Here is a 23,988-nt window from a genome sequence, read left to right on the forward strand (position 1 = left end):
CGACGGCGCGGCCGTGACGTGCGCAGACACGGTACGGGCCCGATCGCCGAACTGGCGGTCGGGCCCGTACCGAGGTGCGACTAGAGGGTGTTGCTGTTGCTACCCGAGCCGGACGGCTTGGTCCGCGGCGTGGTGCTGGCCGACGACGTCGACCCGCCACTCGACGCACCGGTGCTGTGCTTCGCGCCGACCGTGGCCGGCGTGCCGGCGAACGCGTCGTCCGCCGCCGTCAGCTCCTGCTTGTGGCCGTTGCCGGTGCCCAGCTTCTCGCCCAGCTTGGTCTGGCCGAGCTTGTCCTTGCCCTCGCTGTAGAGCCGGGTCGCCTGGGCCTGGGCCACCCCGGCCGCCTCCTGGACGGTCGGGTGGTCGAGCACCTTGCGGCCCCGGACCACCAACTCCTCGTACTTCTCCCGGCCGGCACGGGCGCCCAGGACGAATCCCGCAGCCAGCCCGCCAAGAAACATGATCTTTCCGCGCATGGCGGCTCCTTCCGTACCTGACGCGCCGTCGGTCTCGTCGGGTCACCCCGGCGTACGACCACCTCGCGCCTGCGTCCTGTCGTCCGCAGCTAACTACCCATCCTGCTCCGTACTCATACCTGCTTGTGCCGTGATGACGATTTATCCGAATTGCGGATCCCGGGCGCCCAGGGTGGCCGGTCGCTTCCGAGGCCGGGGTGGGCTCGGTAACCCCCTGGACTCACACCCCCCGGAGTCCTGTATTCTTGTCCCCGTCGCACGGCGCCGGAGAGATCCGCACGCCAGCCGATGCAGTCCCCTGTAGCTCAATTGGCAGAGCAGCCGGCTGTTAACCGGCAGGTTATTGGTTCGAGTCCAATCGGGGGAGCCACTCCACGAACGCCCGTCGGCCCTCGCCGCCGGGCGTTCGTCGTTTCCGCCCTCTCCACCCCGCCACTGGTGTGGCAGTCCGCCGGCGCGCTCGTCCCGGCGCGACGCATTCGGGGCATAGGTGCCGTTTCGCCCCCTCCTGAGTCGCCGGCCGGGCACGATGGAGGATGCCGGCTTAGGCTTCGGTTGCGTCGTTCTGTGCGTCGAATCACGGGTGGGGGCGGATGTCCGGACCGGTAGGCCGCGGCCGGGCGACGCTGATCGCGGTCGTCGTGGTGCTGGCGTGGCTGGTCATCGGCGCGGTCGCCGGACCCTACTCGGGGCGCCTCGGCGACGTGGCGACCAACGACAATGCCGCCTTCCTCCCCGCCGACGCCGAGGCCACCCGCGCGCAGGATCTGGCCGGCGGCTTCGTGGACCGACAGAGCACCCCCGCCCTCGTGGTCTACGAACGGCGCTCCGGCCTCACCGAGGCCGACAAGCAGCGGGTGGCCGCGGACGCCGCCCGGTTCGCGCAGCTGCCCGGGGTGGTCGGGCCGCTGCCGCCGCCGATCCCGAGCGCCGACGGGCAGGCGCTCCAGGTGGTGGTCCCGATCGACGACGCCGAGGGGGAGCGGATCGGCAGCGTCGTCGAGCGGATCCGGGAGATCGCCGGCGGCGGTGCCAACGGGCTGACCGTGGACGTCGCCGGTCCGGCCGGCCTGCTCGCCGACCTGATCGAGGTCTTCTCCGCGATCGACGGCGCGCTGCTGCTGGTCACCCTCTGCGTGGTGCTGGTCATCCTGCTGATCGTCTACCGCAGCCCGGTGCTCTGGGCCTTCCCGCTGCTCGCCGCCGGGATGTCGTACGCCCTGGCGTCGCTCTTCGTCTACCTGCTCGCCGACGCGGACCTGGTCACCCTGAACGGGCAGGCGCAGGGCATCCTCACCGTGCTGGTCTTCGGCGCCGGCACCGACTACGCGCTGCTGCTGGTCGCCCGCTACCGCGAGGAGCTGCACCGGCACGAGAAGCCCTGGGCGGCCATGCGTGCCGCCTGGCGGGGCGCGGCGCCGGCCATCATCGCCTCCGGTGGCACCGTCATCGTCAGCCTGCTCTGCCTGCTGCTGTCGAGCCTGAACTCCAACCGGGCGCTCGGGCCGGTGGCCGCGATCGGCATCGCCGCCACCCTGCTGGTGATGCTCACCTTCCTGCCCGCGCTGCTGGTGATCGGCGGCCGCTGGGTGTTCTGGCCGCGCCGGCCCCGCAACGACCGGGCCGACCCGCAGGCCGAGCACGGGATCTGGGCCCGGATCGCCGGCTTCGTGGCCCGGCGTGCCCGGCGGGTCTGGGTGGTCACCGCGCTCCTGCTGGCGGTCCTCGCCGTCGGCCTCACCCAACTCGGCACCACCACGCTCGGCCAGTCCGACCTGTTCACCCAGCGCACCGACTCGGTGGCCGGCCAGGCGGTGATCGCCCGGCACTACCCGGCCGGCACCGGCAGCCCGGCGACCATCTTCACCAGTCGGCAGACCGCCCGGCAGGTCACCGAGGCGGCCCAGGGCGTCGGTGGGGTCGCCGCCGTGCGGCCGGTGACCGCCGATCGGGCCGGCGCCGCCGCGCCGGGGGCACCGCCGCTCGTGGTCGACGGCCGGGTCCAGCTGGAGGCGACGCTCGCCGACCCGCCGGACAGCGACGGCGCCGAGCGGACCATCCGCGAGCTGCGCATGGCCGTGCACCGGGTGCCGGAGGCCGGCGCGGTGGTCGGTGGATTCACCGCGATCAACGTGGACACCACCGACGCGGCCGAACGCGACCAGAACGTGATCATCCCGGTGGTGCTGGCGGTCATCGCGGTCATCCTGGCCCTGCTGCTGCGCGCGATCGTGGCTCCCGTCCTGCTGATCGTGACCGTGCTGCTCTCCTTCGCGGCCACCCTCGGGCTCTGCGCGCTGCTGTTCCGGTACGTCTTCGACTTCCCCGGCGTGGACGCGTCCTTCCCGCTCTTCGCCTTCGTCTTCCTGGTCGCTCTCGGCATCGACTACAACATCTTCCTGATGAGCCGGGTCCGGGAGGAGTCGACCCGACGCGGTACCCGGGCCGGCGTGCTGGCCGGCCTCGCGGTCACCGGCGGAGTCATCACCTCGGCCGGCGTCGTGCTCGCCGCGACCTTCTCCGCGCTCGCCGTGCTCCCGCTGGTGGTGCTGGTCGAGCTGGGCACCGCGGTCGCGGTCGGCGTACTGATCGACACCATCGTGGTCCGCTCGCTGCTGGTGCCCGCGGTCGCGTACGACCTCGGGCCGACGATCTGGTGGCCGGGCCGGCTGGCCCGGCGCAACCGTGAGGAGGGCCGGCTGAATGCTGGTTGAGACGGACGTGGTCATCGTCGGCGGCGGCCTGGCCGGGCTCGCCGCCGCCCGCCGGCTGCATCGCGCCGGTGTGCCCTGGCTGCTGCTGGAGGCGAGCGACCGGCTCGGTGGCCGGGTGGCCACCGACGCGGTCGACGGCTACCTGCTGGACCGGGGTTTCCAGGTGCTCAACACCGCCTACCCCCGGCTCGGCACCCTGCTCGACGTCGACCGACTGCGGCTGGGCCTGTTCACCTCCGGAGTGCTGGTGCGCAGCGGAGACCGGCTGGTCCGGCTGGTGAACCCGCTGCGCGAGCCGACCGGCGCCCCGGGCACCGCGCTCGCCGGGATCGGCTCCCTGCTCGACCGGATCCGTTTCGCCGGGCTCGCCGCCGGCTGCGCCACCCTGCCGGCCGGACGGCTGCTCAGCGCGCCGGAGACCACCAGCGAGGTGGCGCTGCGACGGGCCGGCCTCTCCGACGCGATCATCGAGGAGCTGATCCGCCCGTTCCTCTCCGGCGTCTTCATCGACCGCGAGCTGGAGACCTCCAGCCGGGTGCTGGCGATGGTGCTGCGGTCGTTCGCCCGCGGCCGGATCGGCCTGCCGGCCGAGGGGATGGCCGCCCTGCCCCGGGCGATCGCCGATCCGCTGCCGGCCGACCTGATCGAGCTGAACACCCCGGTCGCCGGGGTCGCGCCCGGTCGGGTGCGCACCCAGGCCGGCGACCTCCGTTGCCGGGCCGTCGTGGTCGCCGTGGACCCGCCGGCGGCGCCCACGCTGCTGCCGGCCCTGGCGACGGTACGCATGCACAGCTACGCGACCTACTACCACAGCACCGACGCGGCGCCGCTGGACGAGCCGATCCTGCTGGTCGACGGCGAGCGGCGGGAGATCCTCGCGAACACGGTGGTGGTCAGCAACGCCGCGCCGACCTACGCCCCGACCGGCCGGCACCTGGTGGCCACCTCGGTGGTCGGCCCGACGCCGCCACCCGAACCGACCGTACGCGCCGAACTGGCCCGGCTCTACGGCCGGTCCACTGCCGACTGGACCCACCTGACTACCGTCCGGGTACCCGACGCGCTGCCCGCCGCGCCGCCGAACCAGGGCCGGCTGCGCAAGCCGGTGGCGCTCGGTGACGGGCTCTTCGTCGCCGGGGACCACCGGGCCAGCCCGTCCATCCAGGGCGCCCTGGCCAGCGGCTGGCGGGCGGCCGGCGAGGTGCTGGCCGAGCTGCGTGCCGGCTGAACGGGGGAGTTGCGGCCCGATGATGATCACTTATGCTCTCCGCCGTGTCCGCACCCCTCGCCCCGCCGAATTTCGACCCCGCCGCGGCCTACCCGGAGGTCGCACCGGTCCGCGACGCGCTCGCCGCGAATGACTGGCCGGCCCTGCGCGCGCTCCTCGAGGGGCTCGACGCCGGGGCCCGGACCTTCCTTATCGGAGTGGCCGCCGAGGCCGAGGCCGTCGAACCGTTCCTGCGCAAGGTGGTCGCCGACGACCCGGACGACGCGCTGGCCGGCGCCCTGCTCGGCGCGCACCTGATCCAGGCCGGCTGGCGGATCCGCTCGTCCTACCGCGCCCAGTACGTCAGCCGTGAGCAGTTCGCCCAGTTCCACGACTACCTGCGCCGCGCCGAGCAGGTACTCATCGACGTGACCGCGCGGCACCCCGCCGACGCGGCCGCCTGGACCCAGCGGATCACCAACTGCCGCGGGTTGGAGCTCGGCCAGGCCGAGGCGCGCCGACGCTACGACCGGCTCGCCCAGCACCACCCGCACCACCTGCCGGCGCAGGCCTCGCTGCTGCAGCAGTTCTGCCCGAAGTGGAGCGGCACCTGGGAGCGGGCGCACGGCTTCGCCCGGGAGTGCGCCGAGGCCGCGCCGCCCGGCGCGCCGAACGCGGTGCTGGTCGTCGAGGCGCACCTGGAGCAGGCCCTGGACGGGAACCTCGGGCAGGCCCAGGCCTACCTGCGCAGCCCACAGGTCAGCCAGGAGATCCACGCGGCCGCGCACCGCTCGGTCCGGCACCCCGACTTCCGGCACGAGCACGGCTGGGTCTGGGTGCGCAGCGTCTTCGCCATGGCGTTCGTGCTGATGCAGGAGTACGGCCCGGCGGCCCAGCAGTTCGTGGCCATGGGGCCGCTCGGCGACAAGGCGATGTTCGGCTACATCGACGGGGACGCGAGCAAGCTGTTCCAGCGGTTCCGCGCCGAGGCGTACGAGAAGGGCGGTCTCGCATGATCCAGGAGCTGGAGGTGGACGGGGTACCCACCCTGCTCGCGCCGACGGCGGGCCCGATGCGGGCCGGGCTGACCTTCCGGGTCGGCACCGCAGACGAGACCCTGGCCCGCAGCGGCATCACCCACCTGGTGGAACACCTCGCGCTCGCCCCGCTCGGGCTCGCCGACTACCACTTCAACGGCGCCACCGCGCCCGTCGCCACCAGCTTCCACCTGCAGGGCTCCGAGCAGGACATCGCCTCCTTCCTCACCGCGGTCTGCCAGCACCTGCACGACCTCCCGGTGGCCCGGATCGAGGTGGAGAAGGAGATCCTGCGCACCGAGTGGAGCAGCCGCGGCGCCTCGGCGGTCGGTGACCTGCCGCTGTGGCGGCACGGCGCCCGCGACCACGGCCTGAGCAGCTACCCCGAGTTCGGCCTCTCCGCCCTGACCGCAGAGGACCTGCGGCAGTGGGCCGCCCGCTGGTTCACCCGGGAGAACGCGGTGCTGTGGATCGCCGGCGACCGGATCCCCGCCGGGCTGCGGCTGCCGCTGCCCGCCGGTGTACGCCAGCCCGTCCCGGCGGTGTCGTCGGCGCTGCCGCAGACCCCGGCGTACTTCGTCAACGGCTCCCGCGCGGTGGTGCTCGACGCGGTGGTGCGGCGGAGCACCGCGGCGAGCGCCTTCGCCGGGGTGCTGGAGCGCGAGCTGTTCCGCTCGCTGCGGCAGGAGGGCGGCCTCTCCTACGCGATCCAGGCCGGCTACGAGCCCCGCGGCGACGGGCACGCCACGCTCCGCGCGCTGGCCGACGCGCTGCCCGAGAAGCAGGACGCGGTGCTCGGTGGCTTCATCGACGTACTGGCCAAGCTGCGGGTGGGCCGGATCGAGCAGGCCGACCTGGACGCGACCGTCGCCAAGCGGGAGGAGTTCCTCGCCACCGGCGAGGTGGACGCCGCCCGGCTGCCGTCGTACGCCCTGGACCTGTTGACCGGTGAGCCCAACCTCAGCACCGACGAGCACCGGGCCGAGCTGAAGGCGGTGACGGTCGCCGACCTGCACGAGGTGGCCCGGGAGGTGACCGCGTCCGCGCTGCTCATGGTGCCGGACGGGCACACCGCGGACTGGGCCGGCTTCGTCGCGGCGCCCACCCGCTCGGCCGGTGTCGTCACCGGCACCGCCTACCGGGAGCGGGACGGCGAGGGCGAGCTGCGGGTCGGCCTGGAAGGGGCGAGCTACGTCGGACCGCACGGCCCGATCACCGTCCGGTACGCCGAGTGCGCGGCGATGCTGGCCTGGCCGGACGGCGCCCGCCAGCTGATCGGCGCCGACGCCATCACGCTGCGGATCGAGCCGACCCTGTTCGCGCTGCACCCCGACACCGTCCGGACCATCGACGCCCTGGTGCCGCCCGACCGGCACGTCCTGATGCCGGCCCGCGACCCGGAACGCGTCCCGCAACCGCGCAAGCCCGTCCGGCCGGTCCGCGAGGGCGCGCGCTCCTGGTGGGAGATCCCGGTGCTGGTGCTCAGCTGGCTGGCCGTGCTGTGTGTCGGTGGGCTCGCCCTGCTGATGACGGTCGGCACGTTCGCCACCGCGCCGGCCGAGCGCGACGGCTGGCTGTGGGGCATCGTCGTGGTGAGCTGGCTGCTCACTGTTATCCTCGCGTTGCCCATCGTGCTGCTGCGACAACGGCGGCGCCGATGATGCGCACCGGCCCCAGTGCTGGCCGGTGATCGACCGAGCGGGATAAGATCCGGCGCGGTGCCGGGGCGGTAGCTCAGCCGGTTAGAGCAGGGGACTCATAATCCCTCGGTCGCGGGTTCGAGTCCCGCCCGCCCCACCACGCAAACCTCTGGTCAGCCAACCTGTCAGCGGACCGGACGAACGGCGTCAAGCTGCACCGCCTTCACGTTGGCGCCGCGGCCACCGCAAGGCTGAACGCGGTGTCAGAAACACCTTCTCCACTCGCCCGATGGAGATCCGCTAGAGATCTTCACAGCGTGGCCACGACTCCGTACGGTGGCGTCGTGAACGACGAGGCCGATGCTGGTCGGCGAGCAGGGTTGGCCAGGGTTGGGGCGGGGTTCGCAATCATGCTCGTCGTCTGCGCTGTCGGTGGCTACCTCGCGTGGCCTGCCTTGGCCGAGCCAATCTATTTGGTTCGCTCATTCTTCAACCGTGGCTGCTTCGCCGCACCGGACGAGCCGGCGAAGTTGGCTCGCGAGGCAGCCTTTCAGCAGCTGCCAGCAGGCGCGTCGCCGGTTGGCGAGCCGGCCACCCTAGAGCCTTGCACCGAAACCGGTCCGGGCAGTGAGAGCCAGATCTATGGCCAGGTGACCGTCGAGTATCGCAGCGGACTGTCGGACAAAGAGATCCGGAGCCACTACGACACGGTCGCCCGCGAGTCGGGGTGGGGGTCCGAAGTCTCAGACCTCCGGCTGCTGTTCGCCAGGAAGATGGTGCGGGACAGGTGCCTGTGGTTGAACGTCTTGCACGACCACGCTCACCGGCCCGGCTACTACAGGGTCCAGGTCGACTATTGGCCCAAGTACCACGACCACTACTGCCATACGCCTCTTACGGCGCTGCTGAACGAACCGTCTACTACACCGCCACCACGATGACAGCGACGGATGGAAGCAACGGTGCTGGACGGACGACTGAGGGCGCGCGACGGCGGAAGCTGTCAGGGCCTGTTCATGGGCCTGCCCGGCAACCAGCCGGCTCACGCTGAGAGGATCCTCCGCGCTTCGACATCCCAGCCGTGTCCGAGCAGTGCCTGTGCCGCATCGACTCGCTGGACGAACTCCCGAGCCTGGCCGCGAGGAACAACGCGGCGAGCGGCTGGTGGCTCGGCTCTGATCCTTGGCCATTTGACGGCCCCTTCGGGTGGGACTGAGCGTTCGACCCGGCAGCCCGAGCCGTGCGCGGACGGGTTGCGTCACGGCGGGACGATGACCGGGTGCGAGTCCTGATCATGATGCGACGGTCCCCGGCCCTGGTGACTCTCGGCTGCGCGCTGTTGGTGGTGGTCGGCGGCGCGCTGCTCTGGCTGCCGGCCCATACCCAGTACGCGCTCGATGACTGGAAGGTCGAACTGCGGGCGAACGGTGCACCCGCGCGGGCGTCCATCTATGACCGGGTGACGAAGCGCGGTGGCACCTCGACCACGATGTATTTCCGGTACGAGCTGGCCGGCCGAACGCACGAGCAGGAGGTCGCCTGCTTCGAGGTGTGCCGGTCGATCGGCGACGAGGTGCCGATCTGGGTGAACCGTGCCGACCCGACCGACTTCGTCACCGACTTTGACCAGCTCAGCGGCCATCGTGGCCGGATGCAGGGGTTGCTGGGCGCGGCCGGGTTCGTGATCCTGGTCGGCGCGGTGCCGCTGCTGCTGTCGCGCATCCCGTTCCGGCGCTGGTTTCCTCGACGTACGCCGTTGCGGCGCTCTGCCGCCCCGGGTGGGGGCGGTGCCGGGTTCACGAGCCGCTCCAAGCACAAGAGCGGCCGGCGGCGCTGAACGTACGCCTGCCGCGCTGAAGGCTCGCCGCCGCGCACCCGCCGCGATAGCCTCCCGCCGTGTCGATGTTTCGCACTCCGCAGATCGTCCTGTTCAGTGAGGACGTCCCTCGTGCCGTCGCGTTCTACTCGCAGCTCGGGTTCACCGAGACCTTCCGGGTGCCGACCGAGGGCGAGCCCATCCACGTCGATCTCGTGCTCGACGGCTACAAGATCGGTATCGCCTCGGTCGAATCCACCCGCGACGATCACGGGCTGGATCCGGTGCCCGCGGGGCAGCGGGCGGCCGTGATCCTCTGGACCGATGACACGGCCACCGCGTACACGGGACTCATCGCGATGGGAGCTCCAGCCCTGGCGTCACCCCACAAGTGGCTCGGTCGCCTGCTGATCGCCTGGACCGCCGACCCGGATGGAAACCCGATCCAGATCGTCCAACGCCTCTGACGGCTCGACGGTGACTCGCGACGGGGTCATCGCTGCTCCAGGGCCTGGGCCTGGCGCAGCCACCCGGCGAACAGCGCCTCGTCGATGTCGGCGGTGGATGACAGGCGCACCGGAGCCATCTGCCGCCCGCCAGCCGTGAGACGCCCCGAGACGTCAATGATCTGCTGACCGCGCCACAGGCCGAAGCTGAGGTGAGAGCGGTAGGCCTTGAGCAGGCAGATCGGCTGCTTGCCGGGGGCGCCGTAACCCCAGACCGGGTGGCCGTGCCACATCGTGCCGGCGGCGTCGGGCAGCGCCGCGTCGATGACGGGCCGCATCTGTCGGCCGATCTCGCACAGTTGGGCGTCGAGACCGGTCAGGTAGTCGCTGACGTCTGCCGTCTTCATGGTGCTCCTGTTCGGTTAGGGGTGGTCGGCCCGTGGTCTTCGACCACATCCGCGCTGGTAGTGGGGCTGCGCGGCGGACCGGTGACGCCCTCAACGATCTGCTCAACCGCGTCGTGGACCAAGCCATGATCGGGGTACGACCGTTGACTCTGGCTAAACGAATGCTCGCCATCCGTATTCAGGCCACCCTCATGGCATGGCAGAGTTACCGGCCACCAAGAGACCGCGTCAGCGGTCCGGGTGTCCGGGGGTGAAGGCTCGCCGGTAGGCCGTGGGCGTCGCGGCGAATGCCCGGCGGAAATGTGTCCGCAGGTTGGTGGCGGTGCCCAGGCCGGTGCGTCGAGCCACCTCGTCGATGCTCAGGTCGCCGTCCTCCAACAGCGTGCAGGCGGCGCGCAGCCGTTGCTGGACGAGCCACGCTCGCGGGCTCAGGCCGAACCGGGCCTGGAAGGCGCGGTGCAGGCTGCGGGTGGACTGCGTGCCTCTGCGGGCAAGGTCGCCGACGGTGATGGGCAGGTGCAGGTTGGCGGTCGCCCATGCGGTGACGTCGGCCAGCTCCACGGCCTCGACCGCGGCGCTCGACGGAATGAACTGTGCCTGGCCGCCGGCCCGGTGCAGGGGCGTGACCATGCGACGGGCGCGATGGATGGCCGCGGACTGGCCGTGGTCGCGGCCGACCAGATAGAGGCAGAGGTCGAGGCCGGCGGCGAGCCCGGCGCTGGTCAGCACCTGGCCTTCGTCGATGTACAGCGCGTTCGCGTCGACCGTGACCTGGGGGTGCTCGCGGGCGAGCGCGTCGGCGTGCAGCCAGTGGGTCGTGGCGCGCCGGCCGTCGAGCAGGCCGGCCTGGGCCAGGGCGAACGCGCCGGTGCAGATCGACGCGATCCGCGCGCCGCGAAGGTACGCGAGGGCCAGGGCGGCGAGGGCCTGCACCGGCGCCCGCCCGCGGGCGAACCCGGGCACGACGACGGTGTCGGCGTCGGCGAGCGCGTCGAGGCCGGCCTCGAGGGTCAGGCCGAGGCCGGCAGTGGTGGTGGCGACCGCGCCGCTCTCCAGCGCACAGATGGTGAGCGCGTATCGGCCCTGGCCGTCATGGCCGAACACATGGGTCGCGATCGTGAGGTCGAACGCCACCGTGGACGGCAGTGCGAGTACGGCCACCCGATGCGTGGCAGCTTGCTTACGCATGATGGCAAGCATGCCACTCGTGCCCACGGTGACCCGACGGGATGCTGGCCGGGTGCGAATCGAAATCGTGGTGTTCGACGGCGTCGACGAACTGGACGTGTTCGGGCCGTTCGAGGTGTTGTCCATGGCCGGGTTCACCGTCGAGCTGGTCGCTGTGGAGCGACCCGGCCCGGTGACCAGCATGCGTGGTGTCAGGTTCGACGTACCGACGGTGTTGGGCCAGCCCGACGGTCTGGTCGTGCCCGGCGGTGGCTGGCTGAACCGCGCACCGGCGGGTGCCTGGGCTCAGGCGCAACTCGGCGTTCTGCCGGCCCGGCTGGCGGCGCTGGCGCCGTCGACCCGTTGGGTGGCCTCGGTGTGCACGGGCGGTCTGCTGCTGGCGGCTGCCGGTCTGCTGGGCGATCGGCAGGCCACCACCAATCAGAACGCGTACGAGGAGTTGCGGGCCTACGGGGTGGATGTCGTCGCCGAACGGGTCGTCGACGACGGTGACCGGATCACCGCGGGCGCCCTGAGCGCCGGGCTGGATCTGGGCCTCTGGATCACCGAACGGGAACTGGGCTCGGCCACCGCGGACCGGGTCGCGGCCGTCATCGGCTACGCGCGGACGGCCCGGGTGTTCCACGCTCGAGGGCGATAGCCGAGCGTGGGACGGACGTGCTGGTTCGGCGCCAGCCGTCCGCTCAGATCGGCTGGGCGGTCGCGGCGTGACCGTCCCGTCGATCGACCCTGGCGTATGGTGCCCGCATGACGGGCCCGGTCTGGGTGGACGGTGTGGCGTACGAGGCGTACGTCGGGCGGTGGAGTCGTCGCGTCGCGATGGAGTTCCTGAGCTGGCTGGACCAGCCGCTCGGCCGGCGCTGGCTCGACGTCGGCTGCGGGACCGGCGCGCTCACCTCGACGGTGCTGGCCCTGGCCGACCCGAGCGAGGTCACCGGCGTAGACCCGTCGGCGGGGTTCGTGGCCCGTGCCCGGGCGCTCATCGAGGACGGGCGCGCCGAGTTCCTCATCGGCGACGCCCGGTCCCTGCCGGTGTCGGTCGGCAGCGTCGACGTCGTGGTCAGCGGGCTGATGCTCAACTTCGTGCCCGAGCCGACGCGGGCGGTGGCCGAGTTCGCCCGGGTGCTCGCGCCCGGCGGGGTGGCCGCCGCGTACGTCTGGGACTACGCCGAAGGCATGGCGATGATGCGCCACTTCTGGAACGCCGCCGCCGCGCTCGACCCGTCGGCGGCCGAGCGGGACGAGGGCCGCCGTCGCGGGGTCTGCGACCCGGAAGCCCTGCGCGAACTCTGGGCCGACGCCGGTCTGCGGGCGGTGACGGTGCAGCCCGTCGAGGTGCCCACCGTCTTCGCCGGCTTCGGCGACTACTGGACCCCGTTCCTGGGTGGGCAGGGCACGATCCCGGGCTACGTCAGGTCGCTGTCCGAGCCGCAGCGGAACCGGCTGCGCGACCTGCTCGCCGCCCGACTGCCGGTCGAACCGGACGGTTCGATCCGGCTCACCGCCCGCGCCTGGGCGGTCCGCGGCAACGCCGCCGGGTGAGCTGCGCCGCAGCTCACGGGCCGTCGACTAGACACATGCCGATGTTCTTCGCAAGCCGGGACCACTGTCCGATAGCGGACAAGACGTCCGGGCCTCCGGCGTCGCACTGTTGTAGCAGGTGAAGAGGCTGACGGATGGCGGGCCACATCCCACTCCTCCGGCCCGGCGGGGACAGCATGGTCGCCGCCGACGCCGCCATCCCGAGCCCGTCCGGCCGCTCGCGGCGGACCCGGCGTAGCAGCGCCGATTCCGACCGCGTACCCGCTCGGTCGTGGCCGCGGCCCGCACCGTCCCGGGCGCCCGGAGCGGTGCCGATCTCATCGGCGACAAGGACGTCATCCCACCTCCCGGTAGCCGACGCCGCCGCCGGCCGGCAGCGCGCCGACGCGCGCCCCCGGCGGTCCCGGCTCCCCGCATCCCCGACACCCGGCCGGCCGGCGTCGACTTCGCGCCGTGCGCCCCGGCGACCGAACAAGAGAGGAGGGGCCGACATGGCCGCTCCCAGCGCGACCGCATCCCTCAACGCGTCGACGTACTCACCGGGGGACCAGATGACCCTGACGGTGACCTACTCCGACGCCGACACGAAGCCGTTGACCGTCACGATCGTGGTCACCGACGCGCAGGGCAACAGCAGCGCTCCGGTCCGCGTCGCCGCGGTGATCGACCCGCTCACCGTCACCGTCACCGACGACTCCGGTCGCACCTGGACCCGGCTGTCGGACAGCGGCTCGGTGGCCGTCTACCGGGCGGTGGCGTGATGCCCCGGGTGACCGTCACGGTGCGCGACTCCGGCGGGCGCACCGCCACCGCCACCGCCGACTACGCCATCGCCCAGCCGGTGCTCGGCGGCTACTACCTCTCCGGAGGGGCCGACCCGACGGCGGACATGGCCGGCGGGAACTTTCGTTCCCTCACCCAGTACCGGAGCTTCGCCGACGGCTACACCTTTCCCGGCTACCAGCGAGCCTGGCTGACCACCCTCGGCAAGGCGGGGGTGAAGATGAACATGGTGCTGGAGCTGAAGCACTACGGGGCGCCCAACGCCGGGCCGCAGACCTTCACCGTGGACGGCACGTCGTACACCGTCCCGGAGCCCGCGATGACCATCCAGCAGCGACCCGGGACGACCTGGCCCAAGGCGTACGGCTACGGCCAGGTCATCGCCGGGCAGTGCGACGGGCTCTTCGCCCGGGCCCTGTCGCAGTACCGCACCCTCGGCTTCGGGGTGAACATCCAGCTCGCCTCGGAGCTGGACACCGACCATGAGTTCGGCACCAGCGAGGCGGGCAAGGCGTACACCTGGGCTGAGTCGGACGCCCGGGCGGTGCAGGCGATGACCTACATCGTGAACTGGTTCCGGGCGCGGTCGCTGCCGGCCGGGACCACCTTCTCGGTGGGGCTGGGCGGGTTCGACCGGGCCTGCTTCCAGCGCACCCACCCGGAGGCGCTGATGGCGAAGCTCGACTTCCTGCAGTGGAACGCCTACGCCACCAGCGCCAGCCACACCGCGCTGTCCCGATTCCGGCGCACCAAGGACTGGGCGGTGGCCGACCTCGGCCCGATCGCGCTGTCCCGCCCGGTGATCATCGCCGAGTGGGGGGTGCGGGTGGCCGAGGTGCCCGACCAGGCCGCCTGGATCGCCACCGTCCCGGCGGCGATCGCCCAGCTCAACGCCGAGCGGGGGCCGCGGATCGTGCGCACCAACTACTTCAACTCCGGCTGGGGGACGCTGTCGCCCAAGGCCGCCGGGCTGGCCGCGCTGCGGTCCGCGTACGCCAAGCGCCCGTACGTCTGACGGCCGGCGTGCCCGGCGCGGCTCAGTCCAGGTCGAGCTGTTCGACGTACGCGTCGCGCAGCTCGGCCCAGCCGAAGTCCTTCGCCTCCGCGCCCCGGATCGGGCCGACCGGGTCGCCGTCGAGCAGCTGCCCGGCCACGTCGAGGCAGAGGTGCCAGCCGGCGGCGACCATCGGCACGATGCCGCGATCGGCCACGGTGTGCCGCAGCGTGAGCCGGGTGCCGGTTTCGGTGGCTGCCAGCTCCCAGCGCAGCAGGTCGTCGCCCCAGGTGTACTCGAGCAGGTGCGGCGGCTCGGCCCGGCGTACCACCGCCGATTGCTCCTCGCGGGTCGCGCCGTCGACCTGGGTGAGCACGGCGGCGCCGGGTGTGCCGAGCTCGCGGTCGGCGAGGAACGGCGCCCACTCGGCGAGCCGGGCCGGCTCGGTCAGCGCCGCCCAGACGGTGGCCGGCGGGTGGCGCAGGTCGCGGACGAGGACCAGGGTGGCGCCCCCGCCGGTGGTCTCGCAGCCCAGCTCGCCGGGCGGGCTGGGGCGGAACGAGTCGCGGTCCATCACTGCTCCTGACTGTCGAGGTGCCGTTCCAGGGCGTCCAGGTGTCGCGCCCAGAGCCGTCGGTAGGGGTCGAGCCAGCCGTCGACGGCCTGCAGCGGGGCCACGTCGATGCGGTAGATGCGCTGCTGGGCGGCCGTGCGGCAGGTGACGAAGCCGGCGTCGCGGAGCACCCGCAGGTGCTTGGAGACCGCCGGCTGGCTGACCCGTAGGGCACCGACCAGCTCGCCGACGGAGCTCTCGCCCCGCCGGAGCTGGTCGAGGATCCGGCGCCGGGTGGGCTCGGCGAGGACGGTGAAGGCGTCGACTGCGGGCACCACCACAATATGCCGCGACCAGCATATGCCTGTCAAGGCATGTGTGGCTCGCCGGCGCTCCGCCGGCGGTCGGACCGGTCCCCGGACGGGGCCCGTGGCGGCTTCCTATGCTCGGGGCATGGAACTGCGGATCTTCACCGAACCCCAGCAGGGCGCCAGCTACGACGAGCTGCTCGCCGTGGCCCGCTGCACCGAGGACGCCGGCTACGGCGCGTTCTTCCGCTCCGATCACTACCTGAAGATGGGCGCGGTGAGCGGCGACCCCGGCCCCACCGACGCCTGGACCACCCTCGCCGGCCTGGCCCGGGACACCAGCCGGATCCGGCTCGGCACGCTGATGACCGCCGCCACCTTCCGGCTGCCCGGGCCGCTGGCGATCACCGTGGCGCAGGTGGACCAGATGAGTGGCGGCCGGGTGGAGCTGGGCATCGGCACCGGCTGGTACGGCGAGGAGCACACCGCGTACGGCATCCCCTTCCCGTCGCTGGCGGAGCGCTTCGACCGGCTGGAGGAGCAGCTCGCCGTCATCACCGGGCTCTGGGCGACGCCCCGGGGCGAGACCTTCGACCACGCCGGCCGGTACTACCCGGTGACCGACTCGCCGGCGCTGCCCAAGCCGGTGCAGGACCCGCGCCCGCCGATCCTGCTCGGCGGCATGGGCCCGAAGCGCACGCCCCGCCTCGCCGCCCGGTACGCCGACGAGTTCAACCTCCCGTTCGCCTCGGTCGAGGACTCGGCGGCGCAGTTCGACCGGGTACGCGAGGCCTGCGTCGAGATCGGCCGGGACCCGGCTCAGCTGCACTGGTCCAACGCCCTGGTGCTCTGCTGCGGGCGGGACGACGCCGAGGTGGCCCGCCGGGCCGCGGCGATCGGCCGGGAACCGGACGAGCTGCGGGAGAACGGCCTCGCCGGCACCCCCGCGGAGATCGTCGACAAGATCGGCCGGTACGCGGCGATCGGCAGCCAGCGGCTCTACCTCCAGGTGCTCGACCTCGCCGACCTGGACCACATCGAGCTGGTCGCGGCCGAGGTGATGCCGAAGCTCTGACCCGGGCCGCCAGCGCCGACCCGTCAGCGGGCCGGACCGGGGTCGCGCAGCACCGTGTCCAGCCGGCCGTCGCGGTCCCGGTCGACGTAGGTGACGTCCGGCACCCCGTCGCCGGTCAGGTCGACCTGCACCACGTCGGCCAGGCCGTCACCGTCGAGGTCGGTGACCACCTCGACCGACCCGTCCAGGTGCCGGGTGACGATCGAGCGCCCGCCCGGTCCGGCCGCCCGCGGTGGCGGGGCCGGCGTGGGCACCGGTCGCGGCGCCGGCGGTGGCGCCGGGGTGGGCCGGGGGCCGGGCGACGACGCGTCCGGGTACGCCCCGGCCGGTCCGCTGGCCGGTTGCACGGCGGTGCCGGTCGGGTCGATCTCCTCCTCGGAGGGGTAGACGTCGCCACGTGGTGCGGGATCTCGGTAGCTGCTCATGGGCGTAGGGTTTCCCTCCGACGCCGGTGGCAACCGTGTCCGGTCGACCGGGCCCGCCGCGTCGGGGCGTCGGCGCGGGTGCCACCGGCGGCCACGGTCAGGAGCGGGGGGTCAGGGACGTGGGACAGCGCCAGACGGCCGAGCCGGAAGCCGCCGGGAGCGGCCCCGCGGACGTGCCCCGACAGAACTGGGCCGGGAACGTCCGGTACGCCGCCCGCCGCTTCCACCGCCCGACGGCGGTGGACGAGCTGCGCCGGCTGGTCGCCGACAGCGAACGGATCCGGGCCGTCGGCAGCGGGCACTCCTTCAACCGGCTCGGAGACAGCCGAGGTGACCTGGTCACCCTCGCCGGGCTGCCGCCGGAGATCACCATCGACCGGGACCGGCGTACGGTCACCGTCGCCGCCGGCCTGCGCTACGGCGACGTCGCCACCCGGCTGCACGCCGAGGGCTACGCCCTGGCCAACCTCGCCTCGCTGCCGCACATCTCGGTCGCCGGGGCGATCGCCACCGGCACGCACGGCTCCGGGGTGGCCAACGGCAACCTGGCCACCGCCGTCGCGGCGCTGGAGCTGGTCACCGCAGACGGCGAACTGCTACGGGTGGACCGCGACACCGACGGGGACACCTTCGCCGGAATGGTGGTCTCGCTCGGCGCGCTGGGCGTGGTCACCCGGGTCACCCTCGACCTGCTGCCCGCCTTCGACGTCCGCCAGTACGTCCAGCTCGACCTGCCCCGCGCCCAGGTGGACGCCGCACTCGGTTCGGCGTACAGCGTCAGCCTCTTCACCGACTGGCGCTCACCGCGCATCGGCCAGGTGTGGCGCAAGCAGCGGGCCGAGCAGCCCGCGCCGCCGCCCGGCTGGCTCGGTACGACGGCGGCCGACACCCCCCGACACCCGGTGCCCGGCATGCCGGCGGAGAACTGCACCGCGCAGCTCGGCGCGTCGGGGCCGTGGCACGAGCGGCTGCCGCACTTCCGGCTCGGCTTCACCCCGAGCAGCGGCGACGAGCTGCAGTCGGAGTACCACGTGCCGCGGGCGGTGGCGGCCGAGGCGCTCGCCGCGCTGGACCCGGTGGCGCACCTGATCGCCCCGGTGCTGCAGATCTGCGAGCTGCGTACCGTGGCGGCCGACCAGCTCTGGCTCAGCCCGAACCACGGCCGGGACAGCCTCGCGATCCACTTCACCTGGATCGACGACGCCGACGCCGTGCTGCCGGTGCTGGCCGCCGTCGAGGAGCGGCTGGCACCGTTCGGGCCGCGCCCGCACTGGGGCAAGGTCTTCGGCATGGCCCCGGCCGAGGTGGCCGCGACCTACCCCCGTCACGCCGACTTCGCCGCCCTGCTGACCCGCCTGGACCCGACCGGCACCTTCCGCACCGACCTCCTCGACCACCACTTCCCCCGCTAACCCCCCACCCCCACTCCCACTCCCACCCCCGGCCCCACCCCCACCCCCCTCCCGGTGGATCATGCAGTTGTGGTGCCTGACAAAAGGTGCGTACGGCGCGGAACCGGCACCACAACTCCTTGATCGACGGAGGCGGGGGTGGGGCGGGCGGCGCGGGGCGGGGCGCGCGGGGCGGCGCGGGGTGCGGGGTGCGGGGTGCGGGGAGGGGCGGGTTAGCGGGGGGTGGGGGTCAGTTGATCGCGGACGGTGCCTCGTTGTACTGCGCGGCTGATGTCGCTGGGTGAGACGATGCCGACCAGTCGGCCGTCGCTCACCACCAGCGCCCGCCCGTCGGCGCACTCGCTGAGCCGGGGGAGCAGGTGGTTCAGCGGTTCCTCCGGCTCGGCCAACGCCAGCTCCTCGGGCCGGCAGGCCACCTCGGCCAGCGTCGTCGTCGCCCGCTGGTCCGCCGGGATGCCGCGCACCCGGTCGAGGGTGACCAGGCCGATCGGCCGCCCGTTCTCGGTCAGCGGCAGCGCCGAGTGCCGGTACGCGAAGAGGTAGTGGTCGACGAAGTCGGCGACGGTCATCTCCGGCGACGCGGTCTGCGGCTGCGGGGTCATCACGTCGGTGACTCGGATGCCGCGCAGTGCGCTGCCCATCCGGGCCTGCCGCTCCTCCATCCCGGCGGCGCCGATCAGGAACCAGCCGATCAGGGCCAGCCAGAGCCCGCCGAACCCGACGCCGGAGAGGAACTGCCACAGACCGAGGCCGATCAGCAGCGCGCCGAGCACCCAACCGGCCCGGGCCGCCACCACGGAGGCTTTGGTCCGGTCGCCGGTCCACTTCCAGACCGCCGCGCGCAGCAGCCGCCCACCGTCCAGCGGTGCGGCCGGCAGCACGTTGAAGACCGCCAGCAGGATGTTGATGCCGGCCAGCCAGGCGAACGCGCCGAGCAGCAGCCCGCCCGGCCCGACCAGGGCGAAGATGATGGCGAACGCGCCGAAGAAGAGCCCGATGCAGAGGCTCACCAGCGGGCCCACCCCGGCGATGCGCAGCTCCGCGCCGGGACTCTTCGCCTCACCGCGCAGCTCGGCCACCCCGCCGAAGAGCCAGAGCGTGATGCCGCCGACCTCCAGCCCCTCGCGCTTGGCCACCACCGCGTGCGAGACCTCGTGGGCCAGCAGGCCGACGAAGAAGACCACCGCGGCGGCCAGCCCGGCCAGCACGTAGAGGATCACCGGGCGGTCCGGGTAGGAGCGGGGGAACTGGTTGGCCGCCAGTCCCCAGGCGATCAACGCGAAGATGACCAGGACGCTCCAGTTGACCCCGACGGGTACGCCCGCGATCCGGCCAAGTCGGAAGCTCGCCCTCATCTGCCCGTCATACCCCCGATGCGTGTCGCTATGCCCAGCGGCGGCGATGACCGGATGCGGTTGGTCGAACCGTCGACGCTCGGTCAGGGACGGGGGGTCTCGGACGCGATGGTGGCCTGGCGGGGCAGGGCGGCCGCGCGCAGCGCCCAGTCGAGGGCGTAGTCGGCGACCTCCTCCCAGCCGTCCTGCCCGACGGTGAAGTGCGATCGCCCGGGAAAGCCGTGGTACGCGGTCAGCGCCCGGGACTTCGTGTAGAGCGCGGCGTTGCTGCGTACCACGCCGGGCGGGACCACGTGGTCGGCTCCGCCGGCGATCAGCAGCAGCGGTGGCCGGTCGTCCCGGCGGGTGTCGACCTCGGCGGTGCTGTTCGGGTCGAGGTTGGCGAAGGCGCCCTCGAAGAGCACCCGCCCGGCGCCGGGGACGGCGTAGCGCTCCCAGGCCCGGTCGGAGTCCGCCCGGCTCATCGTGTTGCCGAACGCGTAGTGGAAGTCGTCCTGGGTGAACGGGACGGCCCGGTGCCGGTTGGCCGGGCTGCGCAGGATGGAGAAGCCCGAGCGCAGAGTGCTCAGCGGCAGCTTGAGCACGCCCTTGATCGGCGCCGGGTGGATGGCCACCGCGGCCGCGCCCAGGCCCCGGTCGACCAGGACCTGGGTGAAGAGCCCGCCGAACGAGTGCCCCATGATGATCGGCGGGCGGGGGAGCGCGGCGATGATCCGCTGGTAGTGGTCCACGATGTCGGCCATCCGCTGCTGCGCGATCGGCGTGGGGTCGTCGCGCAGCTGCTGGACCTCGCCCTCCATCCCGGGCCAGGCGGGGGTGAGCACCCGCAGGCCACGCTCGGCGTACCGGTCGGCCCATCGTTCCCAGCTGTGCCGGGTCATCCACAGCCCGTGGACCAGTACGACGGTGTCCACATCTCCCAGCGGCGCGCTGCCCATCAGCGTCCCCTCCCCAGGTGTCGCGGTGCGCGGAACCGGCGGTTACCCGGCTGGCGGGGCGGGAATCCTGCCGGCCCGGCCCGGGGACAACCAGCCCCTGACAAATGTCATGCCCGGAAGGTGACGCGCGCTCCGGGCTCCGGGACCGGGCGCGCCGGAGCATGGCTGTCATGACCAGTACGCATCCGGCCGTCGAGCTGAGCGGCCTCACCAAGACCTTCGGCGCGGTCACCGCGGTCGACGGGCTGAGCCTGCGGGTGGAGCCCGGCGAGGTGGTCGCCTTCCTCGGCCCGAACGGCGCCGGCAAGACCACCACCATCGACATGCTGCTCGGCCTGGCCCGCCCGGACGCGGGCCGGGTGCGGATCCTCGGCGGCTCCCCGGTCGACGCGATCGCGCACGGCCGGGTGGCCGCCGTGTTGCAGACCGGTGGGCTGCTCAAGGACCTGACGGTCGGCGAGACGGTCCGGCTGACCGCCAACTTCTACCGGCGCACCCGCCCGGCGCAGGAGGTGCTGGAGCGGGCCGGGATCGCCGACATCGCCGACCGGGTGGTGGGCCGCTGCTCCGGCGGCCAGCAGCAGCGGCTGCGCTTCGCACTGGCCCTGCTGCCCGACCCGGACCTGATGGTGCTCGACGAGCCGACCACCGGGATGGACGTCGAGGGGCGCCGCGAGTTCTGGCAGGCCCTGCGGCGCGACGCCCGGACCGGGCGGACGGTCATCTTCGCCACCCACTACCTCGACGAGGCCGACGCGTACGCCGACCGGATCGTCCTGGTCCGGAAGGGGCGCATCGTCGCCGACGGCACCACCGCCGAGATCAAGAACCTGGCGGCCGGCCGGCTGGTCCGGGCCACCCTGCCCGACGCCGACCAGGCCGCGCTCGCCGCGCTGCCCGGCGTCGACGCGGTCGAGGTCCGGGGCGACAGCGTGCTGCTGCACACCGGCGACTCCGACCGGGTCGCCCGGCACCTGCTCACCCGGACCACGGCCCGGGACGTGGAGATCACCTCCCGCAACCTCGAGGACGCCTTCCTCGCCCTCACCACCGACCACCCCGGAGCCTGACGATGACCACCACCCTGCCGGCGACCGCCACCACCGACCGCTCCGACGCCGCCACCCGACGGCCGCCCGCCCTGGGCGGGTTCTCCCCGGCCGTGCTCGGCATCGAGCTGCGCCGGGTGCTGCGCAACCGGCGCACCCTCGCGTTCACCCTGCTCATGCCGGCGGTCTTCTTCCTCATCTTCGGCCTGCCCCAGCGCGGCCAGGACCTGGACAACGGCCGGCCGGTGATCGCGTACGTCATGGTCAGCCTGGCCGTCTACGCGGCCATGGTGGCCACCACCAGCGCGGGCGCCGCGGTGGCCACCGAGCGGGCGCTGGGCTGGAGCCGGCAGCTGCGGCTCACCCCGCTGCGCCCCACCGCGTACGTGGCCACCAAGGTCGCCACCGCGATGGCCCTCGGCCTGCTCGCCGTCTGCGTCGAGTTCGCGGTGGGCGCTGCCGCCGGCGTCCGGCTGCCCGCCCACGTCTGGCTGCTCTCCGGCCTCGGGGCCTGGCTGGGCTCGCTGGTCTTCGCCGCCTTCGGTCTCTTCATCGGCTACCTGGTGCCGGCCGAGAACGTCATGCAGTTCATCGGGCCGATCCTGGCCGTGCTGGCCATGTTCGGCGGGCTCTTCGTGCCGGTCGAGGTGCTGCCCGACGTGCTCGCCGAGGTGGCCCGGTACACCCCGGTCTACGGCCTCGGGGAGGTGGCCCGCGCCCCGCTGACCGGCGACGGGGTGAGCCTCGGCGCGCTGGTCAACCTGCTCGCCTGGACGGCGGTCTTCACGGTCGGCGCCGCCCGGCTGTTCCGCCGGGACACCGCGCGGGTCTGAGCGGGCCGACGACTAGCGTGGACCCGATGGACGTCGTCATGCCGGGTCGGCCCCGGCCGGTGAGCCGCCGATGGCGGATCACCGGCTGGCTGCTCGCCGCGGTCTGGCTCTTCTTCCTCAACGTGCCGGTGGCCACCGCGCTGCGTCAGCCCGAACCGTGGCGCCGGGTGGTCGGGGTCGGCACGGTGGTCGCCTTCGGCGTGGCGTACGTGCTGCTCTTCCAGTGGGTGCGGGGGCTGCGGCAGGCCGGCCTGCCGATCCCGCGCGGCCGGGCGGTTGCCGCGCTGCTGGCGCTGCTGGCGCTCGGCGTGGCCGGGATTCCCGGCACCGACGGGGACTGGTTGACCACCCTGGTCTTCGTCGCCGCGGCGGCCGTGCTGCTGCTGCCGGGCGGCTGGGCGCTCGCCGTCGTGGCGGCCGCCGCCATCACCCCGCTGGTCGCGGCGGCGCTGGTGCCGGGCTGGGAGGCCGAGAGCACCATCACCTTCGCCGTCCTGCTCGCCTCGTTCGCGATGTTCGGGTTCGCCCGGCTGGCGCAGCGCAACAGCGAACTCCAGGCGGCCCAGCAGCAGATCGGCCGGCTCGCCGTCACCGAGGAGCGGGCCCGCACCGCGCGGGACCTGCACGACATCCTGGGCCACTCGCTCACCGTGGTGGCGATCAAGGCCGAGCTCGCCGGTCGGTTGATCGAGGTGGACCCGGCCCGGGCGGCGACCGAGATCGCCGACGTGGAGCGGCTCGCCCGGGCGGCCCTCGCCGACGTGCGGCAGACGGTCGGGGCGTACCGGGGGGTGCGCCTGGCCGAAGAGCTGGCCGGGGCCCGCGCGGCGCTGACCGCCGCGGGCATCGCGGCGCAGCTGCCGACCGAGCTGCCGGAGCTGCCGGCGGAGCGCGACCAGCTGTTCGGTTGGGCGGTGCGGGAAGGGGTGACGAACGTGGTCCGGCACAGTGGGGCGCGGTGCTGCACCATCCGGGTCCGGCCGGACCAGGTGGAGATCAGCGACGACGGTCGCGGACCGTCCATGCCGGACGCGGTGGCCACCGGGCACGGGCTGGTCGGTCTGCGCGAGCGGGCGGCGCGGCTGGACGCGACGGTGACGGTGGGCCGCCGCCCCGACGGCCCCGGGTTCCTGCTCCGGGTCGGGCTGTCGGCGGACGCCCGGTGAGCGCGCCGATCCGGCTGCTGCTCGCCGACGACCAGGCGCTGGTCCGGGGTGCGCTGGCCGCGCTGCTCTCGCTCGAGCCGGACCTGACGGTGGTGGCCGAGGTCGGGCGGGGCGACGAGGTGGTGCCGGAAGCCCGGCGGACCAGCCCGGATGTCGCGCTGCTCGACGTGGAGATGCCCGGCATGGACGGGATCGCCGCAGCCACCGCGCTACGGGCGGCGCTGCCGTCCTGCCGGGTGCTGGTGGTGACCACCTTCGGCCGGCCGGGCTACCTGCGGCGGGCGATGGAGGCCGGCGCCAGCGGCTTCGTGGTGAAGGACACCCCGGCCCGGCAGCTGGCCGAGGCGGTCCGGCGGGTGCACGCGGGCCTGCGGGTGGTCGACCCGACGCTGGCGGCGGAGACGCTCGCCACCGGGGCCAGCCCGCTGACCGAGCGGGAGACCGAGGTGCTGCGGGCGGCCCGGGGCGGCGGCACCGTCTCCGACCTGGCCGCGACGCTGCACCTGTCCGAGGGGACGGTGCGCAACCACCTCTCCGCGGCGATCGGCAAGACCGGCGCCCGCAACCGGGCCGCGGCCGTCCGGATCGCCGAGCAGAACGGCTGGCTGCTCGGCGACTGAA

General features: G+C 73.3%; 25 protein-coding genes and 2 tRNA genes. 19 read left to right on the forward strand and 8 right to left on the reverse strand.

What is annotated here, in order from left to right:
• Nucleotides 1-80: 80 nt before the first annotated feature.
• On the reverse strand, nt 81-479 hold the full coding sequence (locus AB0C04_RS06860; RefSeq protein ID WP_357049509.1) for a hypothetical protein: 399 nt from the start codon (nt 477-479) through the stop codon (nt 81-83).
• Between the two features lie 294 nt (nt 480-773).
• Between AB0C04_RS06860 and AB0C04_RS06865 the strand changes: the two genes are divergently transcribed.
• From AB0C04_RS06865 to AB0C04_RS06905, 9 genes are all read left to right on the forward strand, one after another.
• Nucleotides 774-849: transfer RNA gene (locus tag AB0C04_RS06865), tRNA-Asn, on the forward strand.
• Between the two features lie 223 nt (nt 850-1,072).
• Entirely contained in the window at nt 1,073-3,193 is a 2,121-nt protein-coding gene (locus AB0C04_RS06870; RefSeq protein ID WP_357049512.1) for an MMPL family transporter, read from the forward strand.
• Nucleotides 3,183-4,421 carry an NAD(P)/FAD-dependent oxidoreductase gene (locus tag AB0C04_RS06875; RefSeq protein WP_357049515.1) on the forward strand — a complete coding sequence of 413 codons (1,239 nt, stop codon included), beginning with the start codon at nt 3,183-3,185 and terminating at the stop codon, nt 4,419-4,421. Before AB0C04_RS06870 ends, AB0C04_RS06875 begins: the two co-directional genes overlap by 11 nt.
• A 44-nt stretch (nt 4,422-4,465) precedes the next feature.
• Entirely contained in the window at nt 4,466-5,416 is a 951-nt protein-coding gene (locus AB0C04_RS06880) for a hypothetical protein (protein ID WP_357049518.1), read from the forward strand.
• Entirely contained in the window at nt 5,413-7,098 is a 1,686-nt protein-coding gene (locus AB0C04_RS06885) for an insulinase family protein (RefSeq protein WP_357049521.1), read from the forward strand. The genes AB0C04_RS06880 and AB0C04_RS06885 overlap by 4 nt, the downstream gene beginning before the upstream one ends.
• A gap of 62 nt (nt 7,099-7,160) precedes the next feature.
• A tRNA-Ile gene (locus AB0C04_RS06890) sits at nt 7,161-7,237 on the forward strand.
• A gap of 184 nt (nt 7,238-7,421) precedes the next feature.
• A complete protein-coding gene (locus tag AB0C04_RS06895) occupies nt 7,422-8,018 on the forward strand; it encodes a hypothetical protein (RefSeq protein WP_357049524.1) in 597 nt (198 codons plus the stop codon).
• 338 nt (nt 8,019-8,356) lie between these two features.
• Nucleotides 8,357-8,914 carry a DUF3592 domain-containing protein gene (locus tag AB0C04_RS06900; protein ID WP_357049527.1) on the forward strand — a complete coding sequence of 186 codons (558 nt, stop codon included), beginning with the start codon at nt 8,357-8,359 and terminating at the stop codon, nt 8,912-8,914.
• A gap of 65 nt (nt 8,915-8,979) precedes the next feature.
• Nucleotides 8,980-9,360 (forward strand): VOC family protein, encoded by a 381-nt coding sequence (locus tag AB0C04_RS06905; RefSeq protein WP_357050728.1) that lies wholly within the window; start codon nt 8,980-8,982, stop codon nt 9,358-9,360.
• A 26-nt stretch (nt 9,361-9,386) separates the two neighbouring features.
• Here AB0C04_RS06905 and AB0C04_RS06910 read toward each other — a convergent pair whose 3' ends face one another.
• Together AB0C04_RS06910 and AB0C04_RS06915 are read right to left on the reverse strand one after the other, a co-directional pair.
• The gene (locus AB0C04_RS06910) at nt 9,387-9,746 is read right to left on the reverse strand and encodes a DUF1801 domain-containing protein (RefSeq protein ID WP_357049530.1); all 360 of its coding nucleotides are present in this window, start codon (nt 9,744-9,746) and stop codon (nt 9,387-9,389) included.
• Between the two features lie 228 nt (nt 9,747-9,974).
• Complete coding sequence (locus AB0C04_RS06915; RefSeq protein ID WP_357049533.1) at nt 9,975-10,934, reverse strand: helix-turn-helix domain-containing protein; 960 nt, start codon at nt 10,932-10,934, stop codon at nt 9,975-9,977.
• Nucleotides 10,935-10,986: 52 nt separating this feature from the next.
• Here AB0C04_RS06915 and AB0C04_RS06920 point away from each other — a divergent pair, with 52 nt between their 5' ends.
• From AB0C04_RS06920 to AB0C04_RS06935, 4 genes are all read left to right on the forward strand, one after another.
• Nucleotides 10,987-11,574, forward strand: coding sequence for a DJ-1/PfpI family protein (locus AB0C04_RS06920; RefSeq protein WP_357049536.1), 588 nt, complete (start codon nt 10,987-10,989; stop codon nt 11,572-11,574).
• A 107-nt stretch (nt 11,575-11,681) separates the two neighbouring features.
• The gene (locus AB0C04_RS06925; RefSeq protein WP_357049539.1) at nt 11,682-12,476 is read left to right on the forward strand and encodes a methyltransferase domain-containing protein; all 795 of its coding nucleotides are present in this window, start codon (nt 11,682-11,684) and stop codon (nt 12,474-12,476) included.
• Nucleotides 12,477-12,967: 491 nt separating this feature from the next.
• Complete coding sequence (locus tag AB0C04_RS06930) at nt 12,968-13,237, forward strand: hypothetical protein (RefSeq protein WP_350874087.1); 270 nt, start codon at nt 12,968-12,970, stop codon at nt 13,235-13,237.
• Entirely contained in the window at nt 13,237-14,274 is a 1,038-nt protein-coding gene (locus AB0C04_RS06935) for a hypothetical protein (protein WP_357049542.1), read from the forward strand. The genes AB0C04_RS06930 and AB0C04_RS06935 overlap by 1 nt, the downstream gene beginning before the upstream one ends.
• A 22-nt stretch (nt 14,275-14,296) precedes the next feature.
• Here AB0C04_RS06935 and AB0C04_RS06940 read toward each other — a convergent pair whose 3' ends face one another.
• Complete coding sequence (locus AB0C04_RS06940) at nt 14,297-14,827, reverse strand: SRPBCC family protein (RefSeq protein WP_357049545.1); 531 nt, start codon at nt 14,825-14,827, stop codon at nt 14,297-14,299.
• Nucleotides 14,827-15,141 (reverse strand): metalloregulator ArsR/SmtB family transcription factor, encoded by a 315-nt coding sequence (locus AB0C04_RS06945; protein ID WP_357049549.1) that lies wholly within the window; start codon nt 15,139-15,141, stop codon nt 14,827-14,829. The genes AB0C04_RS06940 and AB0C04_RS06945 overlap by 1 nt, the downstream gene beginning before the upstream one ends.
• 118 nt (nt 15,142-15,259) lie before the next feature.
• On the opposite strand from AB0C04_RS06945, the gene AB0C04_RS06950 reads away from it, so the two are divergent.
• A complete protein-coding gene (locus AB0C04_RS06950; protein ID WP_357049552.1) occupies nt 15,260-16,189 on the forward strand; it encodes an LLM class F420-dependent oxidoreductase in 930 nt (309 codons plus the stop codon).
• A 23-nt stretch (nt 16,190-16,212) separates the two neighbouring features.
• On the opposite strand, the gene AB0C04_RS06955 is transcribed toward AB0C04_RS06950, so the two are convergent.
• A complete protein-coding gene (locus AB0C04_RS06955) occupies nt 16,213-16,614 on the reverse strand; it encodes a hypothetical protein (RefSeq protein ID WP_357049555.1) in 402 nt (133 codons plus the stop codon).
• Nucleotides 16,615-16,787: 173 nt separating this feature from the next.
• Here AB0C04_RS06955 and AB0C04_RS06960 point away from each other — a divergent pair, with 173 nt between their 5' ends.
• On the forward strand, nt 16,788-18,026 hold the full coding sequence (locus AB0C04_RS06960; protein WP_357050731.1) for an FAD-binding protein: 1,239 nt from the start codon (nt 16,788-16,790) through the stop codon (nt 18,024-18,026).
• A 212-nt stretch (nt 18,027-18,238) separates the two neighbouring features.
• On the opposite strand, the gene AB0C04_RS06965 is transcribed toward AB0C04_RS06960, so the two are convergent.
• Both AB0C04_RS06965 and AB0C04_RS06970 read right to left on the reverse strand, forming a co-directional pair.
• The gene (locus AB0C04_RS06965) at nt 18,239-19,381 is read right to left on the reverse strand and encodes a site-2 protease family protein (protein ID WP_357049558.1); all 1,143 of its coding nucleotides are present in this window, start codon (nt 19,379-19,381) and stop codon (nt 18,239-18,241) included.
• A gap of 83 nt (nt 19,382-19,464) precedes the next feature.
• Nucleotides 19,465-20,319 carry an alpha/beta fold hydrolase gene (locus AB0C04_RS06970; protein WP_357049561.1) on the reverse strand — a complete coding sequence of 285 codons (855 nt, stop codon included), beginning with the start codon at nt 20,317-20,319 and terminating at the stop codon, nt 19,465-19,467.
• A 170-nt stretch (nt 20,320-20,489) separates the two neighbouring features.
• On the opposite strand from AB0C04_RS06970, the gene AB0C04_RS06975 reads away from it, so the two are divergent.
• The 4 genes from AB0C04_RS06975 to AB0C04_RS06990 are packed head-to-tail and all read left to right on the forward strand — an operon-like array spanning nt 20,490 to nt 23,987.
• Nucleotides 20,490-21,389, forward strand: a complete 900-nt coding sequence (locus tag AB0C04_RS06975; RefSeq protein ID WP_357049564.1) for an ABC transporter ATP-binding protein — start codon at nt 20,490-20,492, stop codon at nt 21,387-21,389.
• Between the two features lie 2 nt (nt 21,390-21,391).
• Nucleotides 21,392-22,201 (forward strand): ABC transporter permease, encoded by an 810-nt coding sequence (locus AB0C04_RS06980; RefSeq protein ID WP_357049567.1) that lies wholly within the window; start codon nt 21,392-21,394, stop codon nt 22,199-22,201.
• A gap of 26 nt (nt 22,202-22,227) precedes the next feature.
• A complete protein-coding gene (locus AB0C04_RS06985; protein ID WP_357049571.1) occupies nt 22,228-23,367 on the forward strand; it encodes a histidine kinase in 1,140 nt (379 codons plus the stop codon).
• Complete coding sequence (locus AB0C04_RS06990; RefSeq protein WP_357049573.1) at nt 23,364-23,987, forward strand: response regulator transcription factor; 624 nt, start codon at nt 23,364-23,366, stop codon at nt 23,985-23,987. Before AB0C04_RS06985 ends, AB0C04_RS06990 begins: the two co-directional genes overlap by 4 nt.
• Nucleotide 23,988 lies beyond the last annotated feature (1 nt).

The sequence above is a fragment of the Micromonospora sp. NPDC048909 genome (assembly GCF_040649635.1).
In the GTDB taxonomy this organism is placed as follows: domain Bacteria; phylum Actinomycetota; class Actinomycetes; order Mycobacteriales; family Micromonosporaceae; genus Micromonospora.

Bases quoted from the DNA above. Each gene is read 5' to 3' on its own strand.
- AB0C04_RS06930 (WP_350874087.1), top strand. From the start codon at position 12,968: ATGGCCGCTCCCAGCGCGACCGCATCCCTCAACGCGTCGACGTACTCA.
- AB0C04_RS06885 (WP_357049521.1), top strand. From the start codon at position 5,413: ATGATCCAGGAGCTGGAGGTGGACGGGGTACCCACCCTGCTCGCGCCG.
- AB0C04_RS06950 (WP_357049552.1), top strand. From the start codon at position 15,260: ATGGAACTGCGGATCTTCACCGAACCCCAGCAGGGCGCCAGCTACGAC.
- AB0C04_RS06935 (WP_357049542.1), top strand. From the start codon at position 13,237: ATGCCCCGGGTGACCGTCACGGTGCGCGACTCCGGCGGGCGCACCGCC.
- AB0C04_RS06910 (WP_357049530.1), bottom strand. From the start codon at position 9,746: ATGAAGACGGCAGACGTCAGCGACTACCTGACCGGTCTCGACGCCCAA.
- AB0C04_RS06985 (WP_357049571.1), top strand. From the start codon at position 22,228: ATGGACGTCGTCATGCCGGGTCGGCCCCGGCCGGTGAGCCGCCGATGG.
- AB0C04_RS06925 (WP_357049539.1), top strand. From the start codon at position 11,682: ATGACGGGCCCGGTCTGGGTGGACGGTGTGGCGTACGAGGCGTACGTC.
- AB0C04_RS06870 (WP_357049512.1), top strand. From the start codon at position 1,073: ATGTCCGGACCGGTAGGCCGCGGCCGGGCGACGCTGATCGCGGTCGTC.
- AB0C04_RS06875 (WP_357049515.1), top strand. From the start codon at position 3,183: ATGCTGGTTGAGACGGACGTGGTCATCGTCGGCGGCGGCCTGGCCGGG.
- AB0C04_RS06905 (WP_357050728.1), top strand. From the start codon at position 8,980: ATGTTTCGCACTCCGCAGATCGTCCTGTTCAGTGAGGACGTCCCTCGT.
- AB0C04_RS06975 (WP_357049564.1), top strand. From the start codon at position 20,490: ATGACCAGTACGCATCCGGCCGTCGAGCTGAGCGGCCTCACCAAGACC.
- AB0C04_RS06980 (WP_357049567.1), top strand. From the start codon at position 21,392: ATGACCACCACCCTGCCGGCGACCGCCACCACCGACCGCTCCGACGCC.
- AB0C04_RS06970 (WP_357049561.1), bottom strand. From the start codon at position 20,319: ATGGGCAGCGCGCCGCTGGGAGATGTGGACACCGTCGTACTGGTCCAC.
- AB0C04_RS06860 (WP_357049509.1), bottom strand. From the start codon at position 479: ATGCGCGGAAAGATCATGTTTCTTGGCGGGCTGGCTGCGGGATTCGTC.
- AB0C04_RS06940 (WP_357049545.1), bottom strand. From the start codon at position 14,827: ATGGACCGCGACTCGTTCCGCCCCAGCCCGCCCGGCGAGCTGGGCTGC.
- AB0C04_RS06955 (WP_357049555.1), bottom strand. From the start codon at position 16,614: ATGAGCAGCTACCGAGATCCCGCACCACGTGGCGACGTCTACCCCTCC.
- AB0C04_RS06915 (WP_357049533.1), bottom strand. From the start codon at position 10,934: ATGCGTAAGCAAGCTGCCACGCATCGGGTGGCCGTACTCGCACTGCCG.
- AB0C04_RS06965 (WP_357049558.1), bottom strand. From the start codon at position 19,381: ATGAGGGCGAGCTTCCGACTTGGCCGGATCGCGGGCGTACCCGTCGGG.